At 65.6% G+C, this 17860-nt stretch carries 17 protein-coding genes; 10 read left to right on the top strand and 7 right to left on the bottom strand.

Features of this window, described 5'->3' with window-relative positions:
* Positions 1-229: 229 nt before the first annotated feature.
* Positions 230-433: a hypothetical protein gene (locus MBA17_RS24505; protein ID WP_238498906.1), complete on the top strand. Its 204-nt coding sequence runs from the start codon at positions 230-232 to the stop codon at positions 431-433.
* A gap of 120 nt (positions 434-553) precedes the next feature.
* Here the strand turns inward: MBA17_RS24505 and MBA17_RS24510 are convergent, their stop codons facing one another.
* Positions 554-1030, bottom strand: coding sequence for a hypothetical protein (locus MBA17_RS24510; protein ID WP_238498907.1), 477 nt, complete (start codon positions 1028-1030; stop codon positions 554-556).
* A 153-nt stretch (positions 1031-1183) separates the two neighbouring features.
* Here MBA17_RS24510 and MBA17_RS24515 point away from each other — a divergent pair, with 153 nt between their 5' ends.
* The 5 genes from MBA17_RS24515 to MBA17_RS24535 all read left to right on the top strand — a co-directional run bounded on the left by MBA17_RS24515 (position 1184) and on the right by MBA17_RS24535 (position 5933).
* Positions 1184-1747 (top strand): hypothetical protein, encoded by a 564-nt coding sequence (locus MBA17_RS24515; RefSeq protein ID WP_238498908.1) that lies wholly within the window; start codon positions 1184-1186, stop codon positions 1745-1747.
* A gap of 492 nt (positions 1748-2239) precedes the next feature.
* Positions 2240-3841, top strand: coding sequence for an alpha/beta hydrolase (locus MBA17_RS24520; protein ID WP_238498909.1), 1602 nt, complete (start codon positions 2240-2242; stop codon positions 3839-3841).
* Between the two features lie 199 nt (positions 3842-4040).
* Entirely contained in the window at positions 4041-4829 is a 789-nt protein-coding gene (locus MBA17_RS24525) for a DUF1345 domain-containing protein (protein ID WP_238498910.1), read from the top strand.
* A 219-nt stretch (positions 4830-5048) separates the two neighbouring features.
* A complete protein-coding gene (locus tag MBA17_RS24530) occupies positions 5049-5408 on the top strand; it encodes a hypothetical protein (protein ID WP_238498911.1) in 360 nt (119 codons plus the stop codon).
* A 57-nt stretch (positions 5409-5465) separates the two neighbouring features.
* Positions 5466-5933, top strand: coding sequence for an SUKH-3 domain-containing protein (locus tag MBA17_RS24535; protein WP_238498912.1), 468 nt, complete (start codon positions 5466-5468; stop codon positions 5931-5933).
* 783 nt (positions 5934-6716) lie between these two features.
* Here the strand turns inward: MBA17_RS24535 and MBA17_RS24540 are convergent.
* The 6 genes from MBA17_RS24540 to MBA17_RS24560 all read right to left on the bottom strand — a co-directional run bounded on the left by MBA17_RS24540 (position 6717) and on the right by MBA17_RS24560 (position 12747).
* Complete coding sequence (locus MBA17_RS24540) at positions 6717-7598, bottom strand: carbohydrate ABC transporter permease (RefSeq protein ID WP_238498913.1); 882 nt, start codon at positions 7596-7598, stop codon at positions 6717-6719.
* Positions 7598-8539 (bottom strand): carbohydrate ABC transporter permease, encoded by a 942-nt coding sequence (locus tag MBA17_RS24545; RefSeq protein WP_238498914.1) that lies wholly within the window; start codon positions 8537-8539, stop codon positions 7598-7600. Before MBA17_RS24545 ends, MBA17_RS24540 begins: the two co-directional genes overlap by 1 nt.
* A 72-nt stretch (positions 8540-8611) precedes the next feature.
* Positions 8612-9973, bottom strand: coding sequence for an ABC transporter substrate-binding protein (locus MBA17_RS24550; protein WP_238498915.1), 1362 nt, complete (start codon positions 9971-9973; stop codon positions 8612-8614).
* Positions 9974-10150: 177 nt separating this feature from the next.
* The gene (locus MBA17_RS49635) at positions 10151-10282 is read right to left on the bottom strand and encodes a hypothetical protein (RefSeq protein ID WP_274385882.1); all 132 of its coding nucleotides are present in this window, start codon (positions 10280-10282) and stop codon (positions 10151-10153) included.
* A 211-nt stretch (positions 10283-10493) separates the two neighbouring features.
* On the bottom strand, positions 10494-11483 hold the full coding sequence (locus tag MBA17_RS24555) for a LacI family DNA-binding transcriptional regulator (RefSeq protein WP_238498916.1): 990 nt from the start codon (positions 11481-11483) through the stop codon (positions 10494-10496).
* A gap of 220 nt (positions 11484-11703) precedes the next feature.
* Positions 11704-12747 (bottom strand): LacI family DNA-binding transcriptional regulator, encoded by a 1044-nt coding sequence (locus MBA17_RS24560; protein WP_238498917.1) that lies wholly within the window; start codon positions 12745-12747, stop codon positions 11704-11706.
* A gap of 175 nt (positions 12748-12922) precedes the next feature.
* On the opposite strand from MBA17_RS24560, the gene MBA17_RS24565 reads away from it, so the two are divergent.
* The 4 genes from MBA17_RS24565 (at position 12923) to MBA17_RS24580 (ending at position 17841) form a co-directional block, all read left to right on the top strand.
* Positions 12923-14233 carry an ABC transporter substrate-binding protein gene (locus MBA17_RS24565; RefSeq protein ID WP_238498918.1) on the top strand — a complete coding sequence of 437 codons (1311 nt, stop codon included), beginning with the start codon at positions 12923-12925 and terminating at the stop codon, positions 14231-14233.
* 234 nt (positions 14234-14467) lie between these two features.
* Positions 14468-15277 (top strand): carbohydrate ABC transporter permease, encoded by an 810-nt coding sequence (locus MBA17_RS24570; protein ID WP_238498919.1) that lies wholly within the window; start codon positions 14468-14470, stop codon positions 15275-15277.
* Between the two features lie 88 nt (positions 15278-15365).
* Positions 15366-16181 (top strand): carbohydrate ABC transporter permease, encoded by an 816-nt coding sequence (locus MBA17_RS24575; protein ID WP_238498920.1) that lies wholly within the window; start codon positions 15366-15368, stop codon positions 16179-16181.
* Positions 16182-16215: 34 nt separating this feature from the next.
* Positions 16216-17841 carry a GH39 family glycosyl hydrolase gene (locus tag MBA17_RS24580; RefSeq protein WP_238498921.1) on the top strand — a complete coding sequence of 542 codons (1626 nt, stop codon included), beginning with the start codon at positions 16216-16218 and terminating at the stop codon, positions 17839-17841.
* Positions 17842-17860 lie beyond the last annotated feature (19 nt).

Below are 17860 nucleotides of genomic sequence, written 5' to 3' on the forward strand. Positions count from 1 at the left end.
CCGGGGCATCAGCCGTATACACGCGGCGCCCTCGGCAGTCCGGGCCGGCGCGCGCAGGTCCGCCCGGTCCGCCTGACCTTCCTGCGGGCCGGGCGGTCGGAGACCTCGACGGTCTCGAACGAGCGCTGCCAAGCACGCGCGATCGGGCCCGCCGCAAAATGAGCTTGGACGGAGCACGTGAAAGATGTCTTCGTGGATTCCTGCGTCAGCGGCGAGGTCCCGGCCTGACATGTCCGGCCAGACAGCCTGGCCGCAGGTTCAGGAGGAGGTGGCGGCCGCCGTCAGAGTTTCGGCGGGGCCGCCGATGCGGCGCCAGGTGCCGATGTCACGGGACCACTGGAAGACCTCCGAACGGTCGGCGGTCAGGACGTACACCTCCCGTCGGCCGACCGCCGTCTCCGCGCCCGCCGCCCCGATGTCCCGCCAGCGCTGACCGGCGGCCCCAACCGGTCGATCGGCGAGATCGGCGTCCGGCGGCGATTCAGGAGCGCCTCCGAGTTCAGCCTCGCTGTCCTCGTCAGATCCGCCTTACCCGATCGCTGGTGCCCGGAGGCTAACGGTCAGCGAGGTCGCGGTAGGTGTCTCTGACGACCAGCAGACGGTCACGGCGGAAACGGGGTGGCTCGGCGTCGTGTACCTCCTGTCCGCGCGCGGACCAGAAGGCGTCGGAGGGGACGTCGTCCTGCCCCTCGGGTAGGAACTTGAGCACTTCCTCCACGGCCGCGCGCGCCATGGACAGCGTCCGGCGTGCGTTCTCCGGGTCGTCGGGGACGTTGCCGGCCGTGAGGTCGGCAAGCCACATCCACTCTCCCGCGTCGAGCAGTTCGGATGGTTCCGGCCCGCCGAAGGTCGGCCAGCCACTCGGCATGACCTCGCGCCGGGGCAGCGAGAACAGGTACTCCCGCTCCACATCGCAGCCCTCACAGATCCCCGTGTAGCACTTGGTCAGCAAACCATCGACGCTAACCACTCCGCTGTCCCATTCGGTCTCCACCGAGCCGCACTCGCACGGGTTCAGATCGAGGTACACGAGAGCCTCATCGCGGGTACGGGCAACCGGCCAATCCGTCACAGCGCAAACCTACAGGGAGTGATATCGAACCCACTAGGGTGTCGCCATGCCGGCACCGCGGCTTTGTCCGGCGGCCACCTCGGCCATCCGATCTCCCGAAATCGGAGCATCGTGTCAAGTCGTACCAAATTAGATCAATGGTCGTATTTCGAGGAGCGAGGTCTGGCGGGCAGGTTCGAGTGCTCGTGGGTCGAGGCGCCCGACTACCGCGCGGTGGTCACCGCGCTGCGAGCGGAGGAGGAGACACTCGCCTGTGACCTGAACCAGGCGCGGCGATGGTATCGCGCCTACTCAGACGAGGACGTCGTGTGGGTGGCCGAGCAGAACCCCGGCTGGGTCAAGATGTTCACTGCGTCCGGATTGTTCCCGTGGCGGGCCCTCGAGTCGATCACGCAGTCGGGCGGCCGGGCCTACCATCTGTCCTACTACGCGGGCGAAGTCAGCGAACCGGTCTATGTCAACGCGGGTGAGTGGGAGGACATCCCCGAGGATTACTGGGACCGCCCCAGGCAGGAGGGAGCGGGTCTCGTCGGGTCCTCCTCTGGCATCGCCCAGGAGATGAACTTCTACCTCGCCGCGCTGGCATACACGACCGGCAGGTTCATCGATGACACCTGGTTCACCACGCCAGGGCTGCTCTGCCGCATCCCGGACGGGACGTGGCCCCGTGACTGACCAGTGGGAGTTCCTGCTCGGCGCGGGCCTGGGCGCGGGTTCAGCGGCACCTGGGTCGAGTCGGGCGACGCCAAGGCCGCCTTACTCGGCGCGGATCTCACCTCCCGCCAGGACTGGGTCACCCAGGCGATAAAGAATTCGGTGATGGATCTGGACGACGCGGGCTGCCGGGCGCGCTAACCGATCCGCGATCGGGATGGGAAGTTCCCCGCCCTCATGGACAAGACCCTCGCCGAGGCCGGCATCTAGACCGTACTCACTGGCATCCGGATGCCGCGGAACGGTGGGTGCAGCCGTGCCACCGCGAACCATCCTCCATGACGTTATTGCAACTGAACGCATGACGCAGTGTCACTGGTGCCATCACGGAGCCCGCAAGAGGCTGGAAGCAGGCGCATGTCACCGGCGTGTCGGTTGAGTGCCGCCGCAACGGGCATAGAGCCTGCTCGTCCTCGGCACATGACCGTTCTGCCCTGTTTAAGGAGAATGCCTATGGCCCCCAGAAACACTCTCAAGCACACCTCGGCGTTGGCGCTGCTGTTGCTGCCCGTGCTCGGCGCGTGCAGCACACCGGACAGGCCGGCGGGGCCGCCGGCTGAGGCGAAGCCGCCGGAATCATCGGCTCCGGCGAAGCCGCCGACGCAACTGCAACGTTTCTACGACCAGAAACCGGCCTTCGGTTCCTGTGCCGACTACGCCATCACCGCGACGGAGAAGAAGGCGTTCGCCAGTGACAAATTCAAACTCGAATGTGCCCGGCTGAAGGTACCGCTGGACTACGACGCCCCCGAGGGTGAGAGCGCCCAGATCGCGGTGCTTCGGGTGCCCGCCCGCGGCGAGAGGATCGGGTCGCTGCTGACGAATCCTGGCGGCCCCGGAGGCGCCGGGCTGCTCTCCGCCTTGGCGACGAGCGTGACACTGGCCAAGAGCCCGACGACCGAACGGTTCGACCTGATCGGGTTCGACCCCCGCGGTGTCGGCGCGTCCACCCCGTCCATCACGTGCTTCGCCGACGACGAGCAAGACCGCGCCGACAACCAGACGACGCTCATCGGCTCGGCGGGACGGTGGACCGAGCGCGACACCCGGCGGCTGGTCGACACGTGCGCGGCTCGCTCAGGCGGCAAGGGCCAACTCGCCGCCGTAGGCACCCGCGACGTCGCCCGCGACATGGACGTGCTGCGCGCCGCGCTGGGCGATGCCAAGCTCAACTACGCCGGCCAGAGCTACGGCACCCGGCTCGGCGCGGTCTACGCCGAGATGTTCCCGGCCAACGTGCGCGCCATGGTCCTCGACGGCGCCATCGACCCCAAGCTCGGCACCGTCGAACGACGCAAGACCCAGTACGCCGGCTTCCAGCGATCCTTCGGGCAGATGGCCACCGCCTGTGCCGCCGGCCCCGACTGCCCGCTGGGCAAGGACCCCGCCAATGCCACGAAGGCATTCCAGGACATCATGCGGCCCCTGATCGACAAGCCCGTCCCCGCGGGCGGCAAGCGAGAGCTCACCTACAACCAGGGCACCAGCGGCGTCATCACCGGCCTGTACGTGTCAGCGCAGTGGCCGGACATCATCAAAGGCATCGCCGAGGTGCAGAAAGGCCGGGGCGACACCCTGCTGCGCCTGGCGGAATCCTTCGGTGGGCGTGACGAGAACGGGAAGTGGAACACCTTCGGGGCCGCCAACTACGCGATCAACTGCATGGACGAGCAGCGCCGTACGCCCGAGCAGGAAGCCGACCTCCGTGCCCAGCTCAACAAGGCAGCCCCCTTCCTCGACCCCGGTCAAGGCGTCGACGGCACCCGAGACGGCTGTGAGCACTGGCCGGCCAAGCCCACCCTGGACTACCCGTACGCCGACAAGATCAAGGGCTTGCCCAAGACGCTGACGGTCTCCATCACCGGCGACCCGAGCACCCCCTACGACGGCGGAGTCAGCCTGGCCAAGGCTCTCGGTGGCAGCCTGCTCACCGTCGAGGGCGAACAGCACACCGTCTTCCAGGGCGGCGCCAGCCCCTGCGTCAACGACATCGTCGCCGACTATCTCGTCAACCTCAAAACACCGGCCGATGGCGCCCGCTGCAAACTCAAGTAGCGGCTGTGGGCCCCATCATCGAGCACGGCACGCACGCCGACCTCATCGACCAGGCCGGCCGGTACGACCTTCAGGCGTCCGCCTATCAGTGACCGTGTCCGCCCCGCACCCTCGAGAACTACCGACGGTCATCTGGTGCCCCATTGGATCGGCTGGGCCGCTTCCTACAACAGGATGACACCCCACGAGAGGAATCACGATGAGCGATAGCTCGGCAGCCGAAAGTGCAGGGTCGGCGGACATCTCGCGCTCGGCGGGAACGACCAGTCCGACCGACCGGACAGACGTCACGACACGGCAGAAGCGCCCCTACCCTCTGCTCGCAGACGATGTCGCGCGCTCGCGCACCTGCGTCGTGATCGCCGCGCCGCTCGTCGTCGCGTCCCCCTTCGTGATCCGCACTCTCGACATGCAGCCGACGCTGCCCGGCATCCTCATGCTCTTCGCCACATGGTCGATCTACTCCATCATCTACATCGTGCTCGTGCTCGGCGTGTTCATCCGGGCCGATGCCGGCACTCTCAGGCAATGGCTGCAGGCGGTTCCACGTCCCAAGACCCGCGCGCAGCGGATCTCCGGGGTCATCAACGGCTACGGCGCGATCTGGTGGGCCCTGTCCGGCGGCGGCATCTCGATCGCCGCGATGATCATCCTTGTGACCACGGGCGAGAGCACACCACCGGCGATCATCTGGGCCGGCCTCGTGGTCCTCACGGCGAGCTGGGCGATCATCGCCGTCAGCTTCGCCGTCCATTACGCGCGCGAGCACGCGCTCTCAGGCGGCCTCGAGTTCCCGGGCGAGGCCCCCCGCTTCTCCGACTTCCTCTACCTGGCGCTGCAACTGTCGACCACGTTCGCCAGCTCGGATGTCGTCATCACCACAACGAGGGCGCGCCGATTCGCGATGCTCCACGGCGGCCTCGCGTTCCTGTTCAACACCATCATCATCGCGATCCTCGTCACCGTGCTGCTCGCCGCCGTCAGCTGAGCCGAGTCAGGGGATGGCCGTCTCCCGCGGCAACCGGGAATCCCTGCCAGGACAAGGCACGGCCAGACCCGAAGCGCCCTCGGCTCCCTGATACGCCTTGTCGGCCAGGGTGATAATTCCGGCCTGTTCCAGCCGCGCAGGATGCCCCAGAGGCGGGCGGCGCTCAGGTATAGATAACGATCCAACTGCGGCGGATTGGCCGCTTGAATGGGGAGTAATGTGAGTTTCGATCTCGCCTTCTGGTACGAGAAGGAAGTTCCGGACGCAGACGGCGCCGCGCGCATCTATGATCAATTTACAGACGGCCTTACGGGGGTCGCCGAAGAAAGGGGAGAAATCGATCGCTTTTACCAGGATATCGTATCTATATTTCCCGATATAACTGAGGGGAATATGCGTGAATCACCGTGGGCTTCGCCACTGTATCGGACGTCTGAATGTGTGATTGCCGCCATCTCATGGTCGAGGCGTGATGAACTTGTGCCCACTTTGCTAACTCTCGCGGGCAGGTATGGCTTGACCGCATACGATCCGCAAGATCAGACGGTTTACCGTGTCCTTCGTGTGAATCCGTCCTGAAGAAGGAGGGACCAAGGTGTGTGGATTAGTCCATAGCGAACGGGAGAACGAGGAACGGTGGGAAAACTCGAGGAAGCGCACCTTCATCCCGAAGTTCGACTTGCCCTCGAACTTGCGGGATGGGCTCCAGGGCGTCATTACGACGTATCACCATGGATAAGCACACTAGAGGGCGAGGGCTACGTACTCTTCGATGAAGCCATCGAAGCACTAACTCAATTAGGAGGCCTGCGCGTTAGTCCACGTCCGTCGCCATCGGCCGTATTTGGCACAGGACAAATCCTCTTCGATCCATTGTGGGCAGCCCAAGGGGAACGCCCTAGGATCGCCGTGCGGGAACTATCTATAAATTCCAGACTCTGCCCTTTGGGTGAATGGATCGAAGACTATATTCTTCTGATTGCCAGCAACGGTGATATCGTTGCAGAAACGAGTTTCCAAATGCTTAAGGTAGCATCCTCGCTGCCTGATGCATTAGAGGTTATGATCCTGGCAGAGAGCCGGCCAGAATCTAGAGATGATTAACAATCAGATCTCCCCTGCGCTCGTGAGCGTTCTAATGGTCGGCCAGTGTTTCGGGGAGACGTTTTCGCAAATTTCGGCGAAGGACCGCCGCTCAACCGATCTCATCGTGTTCACCGGGGAATGGAGGGCGGGCGAGAGACCTGGGAGGAACAAGCGCGCCAGGCCGGCTACGCCCCTCACGCCAACATCACCAAACACGTCAGGTTGCTGGTCGCCGCCGACCCCGACTCGATGTCGGGCAAGGCACGTAAGGCTCGCGCCTATGGCATCCCGATCGTCACACCGACCGCCTTCGCACGCATGAGTTGCTCAGCCGATCATCATCAGGTCCCATAGCACCGTCCACCGCGCCATACACGTGGGGTCGGCCAAGGACGGGATCCCAGTGATCGCGAGGCCAATCGATGGCCGTGGGAGCGGTTCACCAGGGCGTGCCTCGCCGCCGGCGAGCCCGTTTCGTGGAGCCGAACCGAACGGCCAGAGACGAGCTGATACGACTTCGCCAGCCGACGCCAAGGGTGCCGGTGTTCACGGTCCTGCTGAACAGCGGCTGGCGCTCGCGTTTCGACTGATTCGGGGCACGGCTCTTCGAGAAGTAGACGCCGGGCGTCTCATCCAGCCGCTGCCAGTACCGGGCTAACCCCAGGGAGGCCGTGCATGGTTGCCGCGTTCCCTTCGCGGGGACCGAGCCTTCATCAAAGAGATCAACGCGCTCACGCTCCGCGCCGACCGGCCGTCACCCGGAAATCCGTACCGGTGGATGCCTGGAAGACCGACCCCGCCCTATCTCAGGCCACCGACGGACAGCCCTCCGCGCCAGTGCCGCTGAAGCGTGAAGAAGGCGATGACGAGGGGAACGACCGACACGAGCGCGCCCATGATGATGAGGCTCCAGAGCGAGGTGCTGCCCGCGTTGTTCGCCGAGGCGATTCCCTGCCAGAGGCCGAGTCCAACGGTGACGGGGAAGAGGCGGTTGTCGGAAAGCATGGCGAGAGGCAGGAAATAGTTGTTCCAGGACGCCACGGCAGACAGGAGCAGCACTGTGACCACCGCGGGCCGCATCAGGGGGAATGCGACCTGGAGGAACGTTCGTATCTCACCCGCACCGTCGGCCCGCGCCGCGTCCAGGATCTCGTCGGGAACCGCGTCTCGCGCGTATACGTGCATCAGGTAGACGCCGAACGGATTGAGCAGTGAGGGGAGGATCACCGCCCAGATCGTGTTGGTCAGGCCGAACTCGGAGAACATCATGAAGGTGGGGATCACCAGGGCCGTCGCCGGCACCATCAACGCGCCGAGCACGAGTGAGAAGCTGAAGCGCCTGGCGGCGAATCGGTACTTGGCGAATCCGTAGCCGGCCATGACGGCCAGGACCGTGGCGCCGACGCCGCCCGCGAGTGCGTACAGCGTGGAGTTGAGGATCCACCTCCCGTAGATGCCGTTGTCATAGGTGAACAGTTGCTGGAGGTTGCCGAGGTAGTCGATCCGGTCGGCGAACCACAGGGTGTTGCCGCCGCCGAACAGGCCGGGGGCGTCCTTGGAGCTGTTGACGATGACCCACCAGAACGGCACGAGGAAGTACACGACCAGGAAGCCGAGGAGCATCTGCAGGGGGAGATGGCGTTGTGGCCGGCGGCGGACGCCGGCGCGGGAACGGTCGCTCATCACAAGAAACTCCTCCGCTGACGGGTGAAGAACAGGAAGGCGTAGACGCCGACGAAGACGATCCCGCCGAGAGCGAAGGAGATCGCCGATCCGTAGTTGAAGTTCGCGAGTGCGAATGCCTGCTGATATGCGTACATGTTGGGGGTGAAGTCCGGTCCGATCGTGCCGGCCGCGAGGGATCGCAGAATTTGCGGTTCGTTGAAGAATTGCAGGGTGCCGATGAGCGAGAAGACCAGGATCAGGAGCAGCGCGGGAGCGATCAGCGGGATTTTGATCCGGCGCGCAATCTGCCATTTACCGGCGCCGTCGATGCGGGCGGCCTCGTAAAGTGCCGGGTCGATTCCCTGGAGCGCCGCGTACAGGATGATCATGTAGTAACCGGCCCATTGCCAGGTGACGACGTTGACCAGGCCGTAGAAGATCAGGTTGCTGCTGAGGAAATCAGGCGGGGTGGCGCCGAACAGACCGAAGAGGTCGGAGAGTGGCCCGAAGCTCTTGCTGTACAGAAATCCCCACATGACGGCTCCGATCACCGTGGGGATCGCATAGGGGAGGAAAATCATGAGGCGGGAGAAGCGGATGAACAGAGAGGTCACGGCATCCAGGATCAGGGCCATCGCGAGCGCGATGATGATCTGCAGCGGGATCGAGACCAGCGAGAAGCGGATGACGAACCATGACCCGGAAAGGAAGCTCGAGTCGGTGAACGCCTTCACATAATTGTCGAGGAAGACGAAGCTGGTGCCGCCGATCAGCCTCTTCTGGAAGAGGCTGAGGTACAGTGCGTACGCCAGCGGCGCGATGAGCAACGCCAGGAAGACGATTGCGAATGGCCCGACGAAGAGCCACCCCATCACATGCTCGCGGAGGCGCACCTTGCCGCGAATTTTGTGCGTCCTGTCCTGGGTGCTTGGCGCACTCTTCTCGGTTATAAGGGTCAACCTGGACTCCGGGATGTCGATGCTGGAAGATCGCGGGTGGGCCGGCCGGTGGAAGACGGCCCACCCTTTCCGTCACTGAACGGTGAAACCTTGCTCTTTGGCGTACTTCGCCACGTCCTCCTGAAGCCGGTCGGCGGCCTGCGCACCGGTGACGGAGCCCTCGATGAGCGCACTGACCTGCTTCGTCATGGCGTCGAAGTAGTACTGGCCGAACGGGCTGTAGGTGACGCCGTTGTAGGCGTTCGCCGCGGGGACATAGACCTCCTTGTTCGCCTGCTGGCCGTCGAAGAACGCGACCTTCAAGTTCACGAATTCGGGGTCGTTGAGCGCCTTGAGGTTCAGCGGGAAGATGATCTGGTCGGTCCAGCCGTGGGTGAGCGACTCCTTGTCGCCGTAGAGGCCGTACGCCGCCTTCGCCGCGAGTTCGGGGTTCTTCGCCTGGCTCGTCACCGAGAAGGCCGACCCGCCCCAGTTCACCTGCACCGGGTTGGCGGGATCCCACTGCGGGAGCGGCGCCACCGCGAACTTGCCGGTGTCCTCGCCCTTGCCGACGCCGGCACCGGTGAGGTAGCCGGGCGCCCAGGCCGCCGAGATGTACGTCGCGTACTTACCGTTGATCACACCGGAGATGTATTCCGGGGTGAACTGGTCCTGCGTCCCGACCAGCCCCTTCTGCGCGAGGCGCCCCCAGTAGTCGAGCACGTCCTTGGAGGCCTGGTCGTTCAGCTTGACGCCGATCGAGCTCCGCTGCGCCGGGTCGTAGGTGAACGGGGCCGCGCCTTTCTGGATCTGCAGCGCCATGGTGAGGGCCGACACGTTCGCGGCGAAGTCGCCGAATGCAGGACCACCCGCGTCCTTCAACTTCTGGGCCGCCTGCTCGTACTCGGCCCACGTCTTCGGCGGCGCGATGTCGTACTTTTCGAAGATGTCCTTCCTGTAGATCATCGCCATCGGGCCACCGTCGACCGGCACGCCGTAGACCGCGTCACCGACCGAGACGTCCTTCCACGCGCCCTCGCTGTAGTCGGCCTTGACGGCGTCGAAGCCGTACTTCTTGATATCGACGAGGGCGTTCTGGATCTGGAAGGTCGGGATCCGGTCCATCTCGATCATGATCACGTCGGGTGCGCCGGTGCCGGCGGAGATGGCCGTCTGGAACTTGTCGTACTCGTCGCTGCCCTGGCCGACGTTGGTCCAGCAGACCTGCACCTCGCCGTTCTGCTTGTTGAAGTTGTCGACGACGAGCTGCATGTTGGGGTACCAGCCCCACATCGTCACGACCGGCAGGTTCTTCTTGGGGATCGGGTTCGTGCAGTTGCTCGCGCCACTGTCGCTCGCGGTGTTCGCGCCCCCTCCCCCGCCGGAGGAGCAGGCCGCGAGCGCGGTCGTGGCGGCGAGAACGGCCGCCGCGGTAGAGAGCCATTTCTTGTTCATCGGCATATTTCCCTTGGGATCGCGGCGCACGAAGGTTCCTGCGCCGCCGTTGAAACCGAGCGATCGGCCGGGACAGGGCACGGGTGACGTACCCCGCGCCCCGCCCTTCGTGCCGATCCTGATGTGAGCGCTAACACTGCCCGCGTTCGGCGGCGAAGGCCGGGCGGACAGGCTCGGCTAGCGCTTGAACAGGCGTGGTGCCAGGTCGATGAGGTTCTTCTGCCACACGTCCCAGCCGTGCGGCCCCGGGGTGACCCCGTCGTACTCGTAGCGGATACCGAGGTTGTTCAAGGTGGTCAGGGACGTCATGAACGATGGGTAGACGAAGTCCGTCTGGTCGCCGACGTACAGGCGCAACAGCTTGGTGCCGCTGTTGATCGCCTCCGCGTCGACGCCGGCGCCGCTGCCGAACCCGGCCGAGAACGCCGCGATGTAAGCGAACCCACACCTCCGTTTGGGTCGATCCGATGTTCGTGCATCCGAACGTCAGGGGTGCCGTGACGCCGCCCGTGGGGTGGCGTCATGGAGAGGTCTTCGGTACCGCGGTGGAGCCGCGCACCACCAGGCGGGTCGGGAGCACGATCTGGCCAGGCCCTTCCCAGTCGCCACGCACCAGCGACTTGAGCATGCGCGCGGCCTCGTATCCGAGCCGGTCCATCGATTGGTCCACCGTGGTCAGCCCCGGCTCGGCCAGCGCGGACTCCGGAATGTTGTCGAAGCCGGCCACCGACAGGTCGCCGGGAACGCTGAGCCCCAGGTCCTTGGCGACTTCCAGGGTCTTCAGCGCCATTCCATCGCTCGCCGCGAAGATCGCCGTCGGACGGTCCACCCTGTCCAGCAGCGCCCGCGCTAGCGGTGCCGCGGACTCGGGATTGAAGCTGCCCCTTGCGATCAGCCGCGGATCGAGCGAAACGCCGGCCTTGGCCAGCGCCCTGCGGTAACCCTCCTCTCGCGACCACGCGGCCTCCAGGCCTGCGCGGCCCGCGATGAAGCCGATGCGCCGATGCCCCAGGCCGAGGAGGTGCTCGACGACTGCGGTGGCGCCCGCGAAGTTGTCCGCCGTCACCGACGGCACTGTGGAGCCCTTCACCGGATCGATGACCACGATCGGAGTGCCGCTCCGCACCTCGCCCGAGGGCGTGACCGCGATGCACCCGTCGGTGAGCGTGCCGGACAGGCGGGCCAGGTGCCGCTGCTCCCAGCCGTCCGAGTACGTTCCGTAGAGGTCGCTGTTGGCGTAGATGATCAGGTCGAAGCCCGACTGACTCAGCGCATCCATCACCCCCTTGAGCACCTCGGCCGTATAGGACTGGAAGGTGTGGGTCACCAGACCCAGGACGTTGGTACGGCTGCGCCGTAGGCTCGTCGCCACCAGACTCGGCTCGTAGCCGAGCCGCTCGATGGCCAAACGGACATGAGTGACGGTGCTCGCACTGACGCCGTAACGCCCGTTGACCACCCGCGACACGGTCGCGGTGGAGACGCCCGCCAACTGTGCGACATCGCTCATCGTCACCGGCGCACCGCCCTTGGCCATGCCGCCCTCACAGGTTGCAATCGTTATCGGTTACGTTTGCAGCGCAAAGGTAAGCGATGACGATTCCGGAAACAAGACCTTTCCGGCCGGCCGTTCATCAGGTTGAAAACATGGCCGGATCGCGCGGTCCTGGCCCGGTTCCGCGGCGCCATGACCATGAATACCGCTGCTGAGCTGGGGATTCGCAGGGCGATCAGGATGACGGGATGGGTCCCGTCGAGTCGCGGACGCTGAGGGTCGTCGCCAGTTGGAGGTGCCGGGAGGCGGGCTGGACACCGTCCGCCATACCGAGGACGGTCTCGACGGCCATCCGGCCCATCCCCACGAGAGGCTGCCGGACGGACGTGAGCCGGGGCGTGGTCCACTCGGTCTGCGGAGTGTCGTCGAACCCGGTGACCGACAGCTCGCCCGGGACCGAGATGCCGAGCTCCTTGGCCGCGATGAGGACCCCGACGGCGATCTCGTCGTTGCCCGCGACGATCGCGGTCGGCCGCTCGTCGAGCGCGAGGACGTCATGGCCGTGCCGCTGTCCCGCCTCGACGGAGAACGCCTCGTGGCGGATCAGTGCGCGGTCCGGTGTGATGCCGGCCGAGTCGAGCGCGGCCTGGTAGCCGTGGAAGCGTTCCAGTGAGGGGGCGGAGCCCAGCGGTCCGCCGATCCATGCGACCCTGCGGTGGCCGAGCTTGATGATGTGCTCCGTTGCCGAGCGACCGCCCGCCCAGTTCGTGGAGCCGATGCTGACGAGACGTGACTCGGTCGTGTCGATGGGGTCGATCGTCACGACGGGCACCTCGAAATCCTCGGCGGCGAGGAGCACCGAGTCGGGCACGGCGACGGCGAGCGCGATGATGCCGACGACCCCGGACGCCTTCTGCTCCTCCATCCAGGCGCGGGCCGCCGTACGGCTCGTGCTGATCGGCTCCTCGGGTGGCAGGCGAAGGAGGAGCTCGGCCTGCGCCGAGGTCGCGGCCAGGAGGATCCCCTGGAGCACCGTTCCCGCATAACGGGACTCCACGATGTCGAGCACGGTGACGAGCGTGCGGTCCCGTGTTTGCTCGTGTCGCACCGCCGTCGGCTTGTAGCCGATCTCGGCCATGACTTCCAGCACCAGTTCGCGCGTCTTCGCCCCGACATCGCTGCGCCCGTTGAGGACCTTCGAGGCGGTCGTCGGCGAGACGCCGGCCAGTCGGGCGACGTCCATCAAGGTGGCTCGCTCGGAACGACCTCGCCGTCGCATCAGGGCTCCCTTCGGAGCTACGAAATTATTTCGAAACCTACCATGGACCCCTTCTTTCCAGGCTTTCACCGTCGTCCACCCGTTGACACGAGAGAGAGCGACACCTAATGTCCTCGCAACAACGAACAAGTTGCGAAATATTTTCGTAACCGGCTCAGGACGAGAGGCGAGGCCCATGCGGCTCTCCCAGAAAGCCAGGCTTCTTGCCGGGGTACTCGTGCCGATGCTCGCGCTGACCGCATGCTCGGGCGGCAGCGGCAGCGCAACTGGCGGCGGCGGGGACGAGCAGGTGAAGGTCACAGTCTGGAGCTGGGACGGCACCGTCGAACGGGCCGTTCCCGGCTTCCAGGCCGCGAACCCGAACATCAAGGTCGAGGTCGTCAACGCGGGCTCGTCCCAGGACGAGTACAAGGCGCTCGACAACGCCATCCAGGCCGGTTCCGGCGTGCCTGACCTCGTGATGTTCGAGTACTTCGCGGTGCCCTACTTCGCCGTTCCCGGCAAGCTCGCCGACCTCGGGGAGTTCGGCGTGGACAAGCTCAAACAGGACTATGTCCCGGCCGCCTGGAGCGACGTGACAGTCAACGGCAAGGTCTACGCGCTGCCCTCCGACTACGGCCCGTCGGCGATGTTCTACAACGTGACCACGCTCAAGAAGGCCGGCATCGAGGAACCCCCGGCCACCTGGGACGAGTACTACGAGGCCGCCAAGAAGATCCGCGCGCTTGGCGACGACTACTACATCGCCCAGGACACGGGCGACATCTTCTTCCTGCTGTCGCTCATCTGGCAGGCCGGCGGCCGTCCGTTCAAGGTGGACGGGAACAAGGTGCACATCGACTTCACGGACGCCGGCACGGCCAAGGCCGTGGCCTTCTGGCAGAAGATGCTCGACGAGGGCCTGATCAACACCAAGATCACGGGATGGTCCGACGACTGGAACCGGGCGCTCAACGACGGAACCCTCGCCACCCAGACCATGGGCGGCTGGCTGACCTCGACGCTGCCCGAGCGCGCACCGAAGGCCGCCGGTGACTTCAGGGTCGCCCTGATGCCGCAGTGGCAACAGGGCGACAAGGTCGGGGCGGCGAACGGCGGAAGCTCCTTCGGCATCCCGGCCGCTGCCGAGCACAAGCAAGCGGCCTTCAAGTTCCTCGAGTACTTCACGCACGGCGGCGGTCTCTCGTCCCGCGTCGACGCGGGCGCCTTCGTGCCGAACGTGTCGGTGCTGGAGAACAAGGCGTTCCAGACCAAGACCAACACGTACTTCGGCGACCAGAAGGTCGGTGCCGTGCTGGCCGAGGCCTCGGAGATCGTCGGCAGCGGCTGGCAGTACTCGCCGTTCTTCGAATGGGCACGCTCGATCTACGGCGACCTGGCCTCCCCGTTCTACACCACGGGCAAGGGCTCGCTCGCCGAGATCCTCGAACAGTGGCGGCAGCGCTGCATCCAGTACGGCAACGAGCAGGGCTTCCAGGTGGACTAGCGGCTCCGCGTCAGGGCGGGGCCGTCCCGCGCGCGGTCGCGGCCCCCGCCCGGGCGAGCCGGGCATCGCAAGGGATCGAAGGAACTCGGACATGGACCAGGCCCGCCGGTTCGACGTCACCGCTTCGGCCGCGGCGTCGCCGGAGGCGGCTCCTCATGCGTCCCCGACCGCAAGCGGCGCAAGCCACAGATCGGGCTGGCGTTCATCGCGCCCTTCGGGGCACTGTTCGCGCTGGTGTTCATCGTGCCCATCGTGTACGCCGCCTACCTCAGCTTCTTCCAGGACAAGCTCGTCGGGGGCAACACGTTCGTCGGGCTCGCCAACTACGGCAAGCTGTTCCAGGACACGCAGTTCTGGGACGGCGTGGGACGCGTCGTCCGGTTCACGCTCGTCCAGGTGCCGCTCATGCTGATCCTCTCCATGGCGCTGGCGCTCGCGCTGGACTCCCTGCGCCTGCACGGCGCCAAGTTCCTGCGGGTGACGATCTTCCTCCCGTACGCGGTGCCGGCGATCGTGTCGACGCTCATGTGGGGGTTCCTGCTGGGCATCAAGTACGGCCTGTTCGGCAGCCTCAACGAGGCCCTGGGCACGGACTTCAACCCCTTCGCCCCCGACACCACCCTCATCTCCATCGGGGTGGTGGTGACGTGGGCGTTCACCGGCTTCAACATGCTCATCTTCTACGCCGCGCTCAAGGCCGTCCCGCGCGAGCTGTACGAGGCGGCCGCGATCGACGGCGCGAACGAGCTCCAGATCGTGCGCGCGATCAAGCTGCCGGCGCTGCGCGGATCGCTGGTCGTCACGGTCATCTTCTCGATCATCGGCACGTTCCAGATGTTCAACGAGCCGCAGATCCTGCCCTCGATGGTGGCCAACAGCGGCGTCACCACCTTCTACACGCCCAACCTGTACGCCTACAACCTGGCGTTCACCGGGTCCCAGCAGGGCTATGCGGCAACACTCGCACTCGTCATGGCAGCGATCACGGTAGCCGTCGCATACGCCGTCCAGATCAGGGGGTTGCGCAATGCGTCGGACCACTAGCCGGCCGGGCGAGGCCGGGAAGACCTCCGGTCGCGGGGGCCGACTCCACACTGTGGGCAATCCCAGGAAGAGCACGACGCTCACCGTGATGACGAGCCTGTTCACGCTGTACTGCCTGCTGCCGCTGGTGTGGCTGGCCATCAACGCGACCAAGTCGCAAGCCGACTTCGTGTCGTCGTTCGGGCTCGCGCCCGGCCGCGAGTTCGCCCTCTGGGACAACATCGTGGAGGTGTTCCGCTACCAGGACGGGATCTTTTCCCGGTGGCTGCTCAACACCGTTCTGTACGTCGTCGTGGGTGCGACCGTGTCAACCTTCCTGGCCGCCCTCGGCGGGTACGCCCTGGCGAAACTCGACTTCACCGGCAAGCGGGTGTTCCTGCTCGTCGTGCTGGGGTCGATCTCGGTCCCCGGCATCGCCCTGGCGATCCCGCAGTTCCTGCTGTTCGCGCAGCTTGGCATGACCGACACCCCGTGGGCGGTCCTCATCCCGTCCTTCATCAACCCGTTCGGGTTGTACCTGATGTGGGTGTTCACCGCCGAGGCCGTGCCGACCGGACTGCTGGAGGCCGCGAAAATCGACGGTGCCGGGGAGTTCAGGACCTTCCTCCAGATCGCGCTCCCGCTGCTCGCGCCGGCGAGCGTGACGGTCCTGCTCTTCTCGTTCGTCTCGATCTGGAACAACTACTTCCTGCCGTTGATCATGCTCAAGGATCCCAACTGGTATCCGCTGACCGTCGGCATCAATCAGTGGAACAAGCTGGGCTCGACGGCAGGGAACGGCGCCCTCGTCCAGAACCTCGTGATCACCTCCTCGCTGCTGACCATCGTCCCGTTGATCATCGCGTTCCTCGGCCTGCAGCGGTACTGGCAGTCGGGCCTGTCGCTGGGCGCCGTCAAGGGCTAGTCCTTTGAAGTCTTTCGTGAAGAGAAGTGAGGCTATGAAGAGAGAACCCCGGCTCCGGATCGACGGTGAGCTGCGTGGGGAGAGTGCGCTCCCGCACGTCTGGAGCAGGTGCATCGGTGCCGGGCGGGCGAACGAGGCGTTGCGCGCGGACTGGCAACGGCAATTCGCCGAGGTCGTCGCCGCCTTGGGAATCCGGTACATCCGCTTTCACGGCGTCTTTCATGACGACATGTTCGTGTATCGGGAAAGCTATGGCGGCGGTTTCGGCCCGGACACGCCTCTTGCCGCGCCCGTGTACACGTTCAGCTATGTGGACAAGGTGTTCGACTTCCTGGTGGGCTGCGGCGTCCGTCCCTTCGTCGAGCTGGGCTTCATGCCGCGCGAGCTGGCGACGCAGACCGAGACCGTGTTCTGGTGGGGCGCTCACTGCAGCCCGCCCAAGGACATGGCGCGCTGGGTCGAACTGGTCACGAGGTCGGTCGAGCACTGGATCGACCGGTACGGGCTCGACGAGGTGCGGGAATGGCGCTTCGAGGTGTGGAACGAGCCGAACCTGGTTCCCCACTTCTGGACCGGCACGAAGACCGAGTACTTCGAGCTCTACGAACTGACCGTGCAAGCGATCAAGAAGATCGATCCGGCCTTGAAAGTAGGCGGGCCCGCGACGAGCGTCTTCGTGCCCGACGACCGCTACAAGGGCGAGACCGAGGACCGCTCCGCAATGCTCGCAACGGCTGCCGCGATCGAAGTGGACGCGCTCGACTGGCGCCCGGTCTGGATCGAGGACTTCATCGCCTGGTGCGGGGAACGCGAGCTCCCGATCGACTTCATCTCGACCCACCTATACCCCACCGACTTCGCGTACGGCGCCAACGGCGAAGCCGTGCACATCACCCGATACGCCGATGCCACGGTCGACGACCTGACCCTCCTGCACGAGCTCGTACGGAACAGCGCCTATCCCGAGGCGGAGATCCACATCACCGAGTGGTCGACGTCGCCGTCGGCCCGCGACTTCATCCACGACACGCCGGCCGCGGCAACCTCCATCACGAGGTCGTACCTGAAGTGCGCGACGCTCGCCGACTCCATCTCCTACTGGACCTTCACGGATGTGTTCGAGGAGGGTGGCGCCGGGATCGGACCGTTCCATGGCGGGTTCGGGCTGGTGAACGAGGGCGGCATCCACAAACCCACGTTCCACGCGTTCACGATGCTGGGGCGGCTCGGCGACCGGCTGCTCCTCGCGACGCCCGACGGCGTCGTGACCCGTGACAGCAGGACGTCGGCCGTGTCGGCGGTGTTCTACAACTACCCCGAGGACATGGCCATGAAGGGCGTCGGCTCGGCGAACTCGTACCCGGCGGCACGCGCGCTGGCCGAGATGGGGCCGAGCCGACGGATTCACCACTCGATCGGCGGACTGGAGCCGGGCACCACGTTCCTCGTCGAGATCGTGGACTGGGAGCACGGCCACGCCGCCGAGGCCTGGTACCGGCTCGGCTCCCCCCTCAACCTGTCCAGGGCCGAGAGCGAATACCTGACCGGGGTAGCCGACTCGCTGCTCAGGTTCGCGCTGACCGTGCCCGACGACGGCGTGCTCGAACTCGACGTCGAACTCGCCCCCTGGGCGGTGATGTCGCTGCGGCAGCCGGCCTGAACGCATCACCGCCTTCGGG

It is taken from the genome of Dolomitihabitans soli, assembly GCF_022213955.1.
Lineage (GTDB): Bacteria > Actinomycetota > Actinomycetes > Streptosporangiales > Streptosporangiaceae > Streptosporangium_A > Streptosporangium_A soli.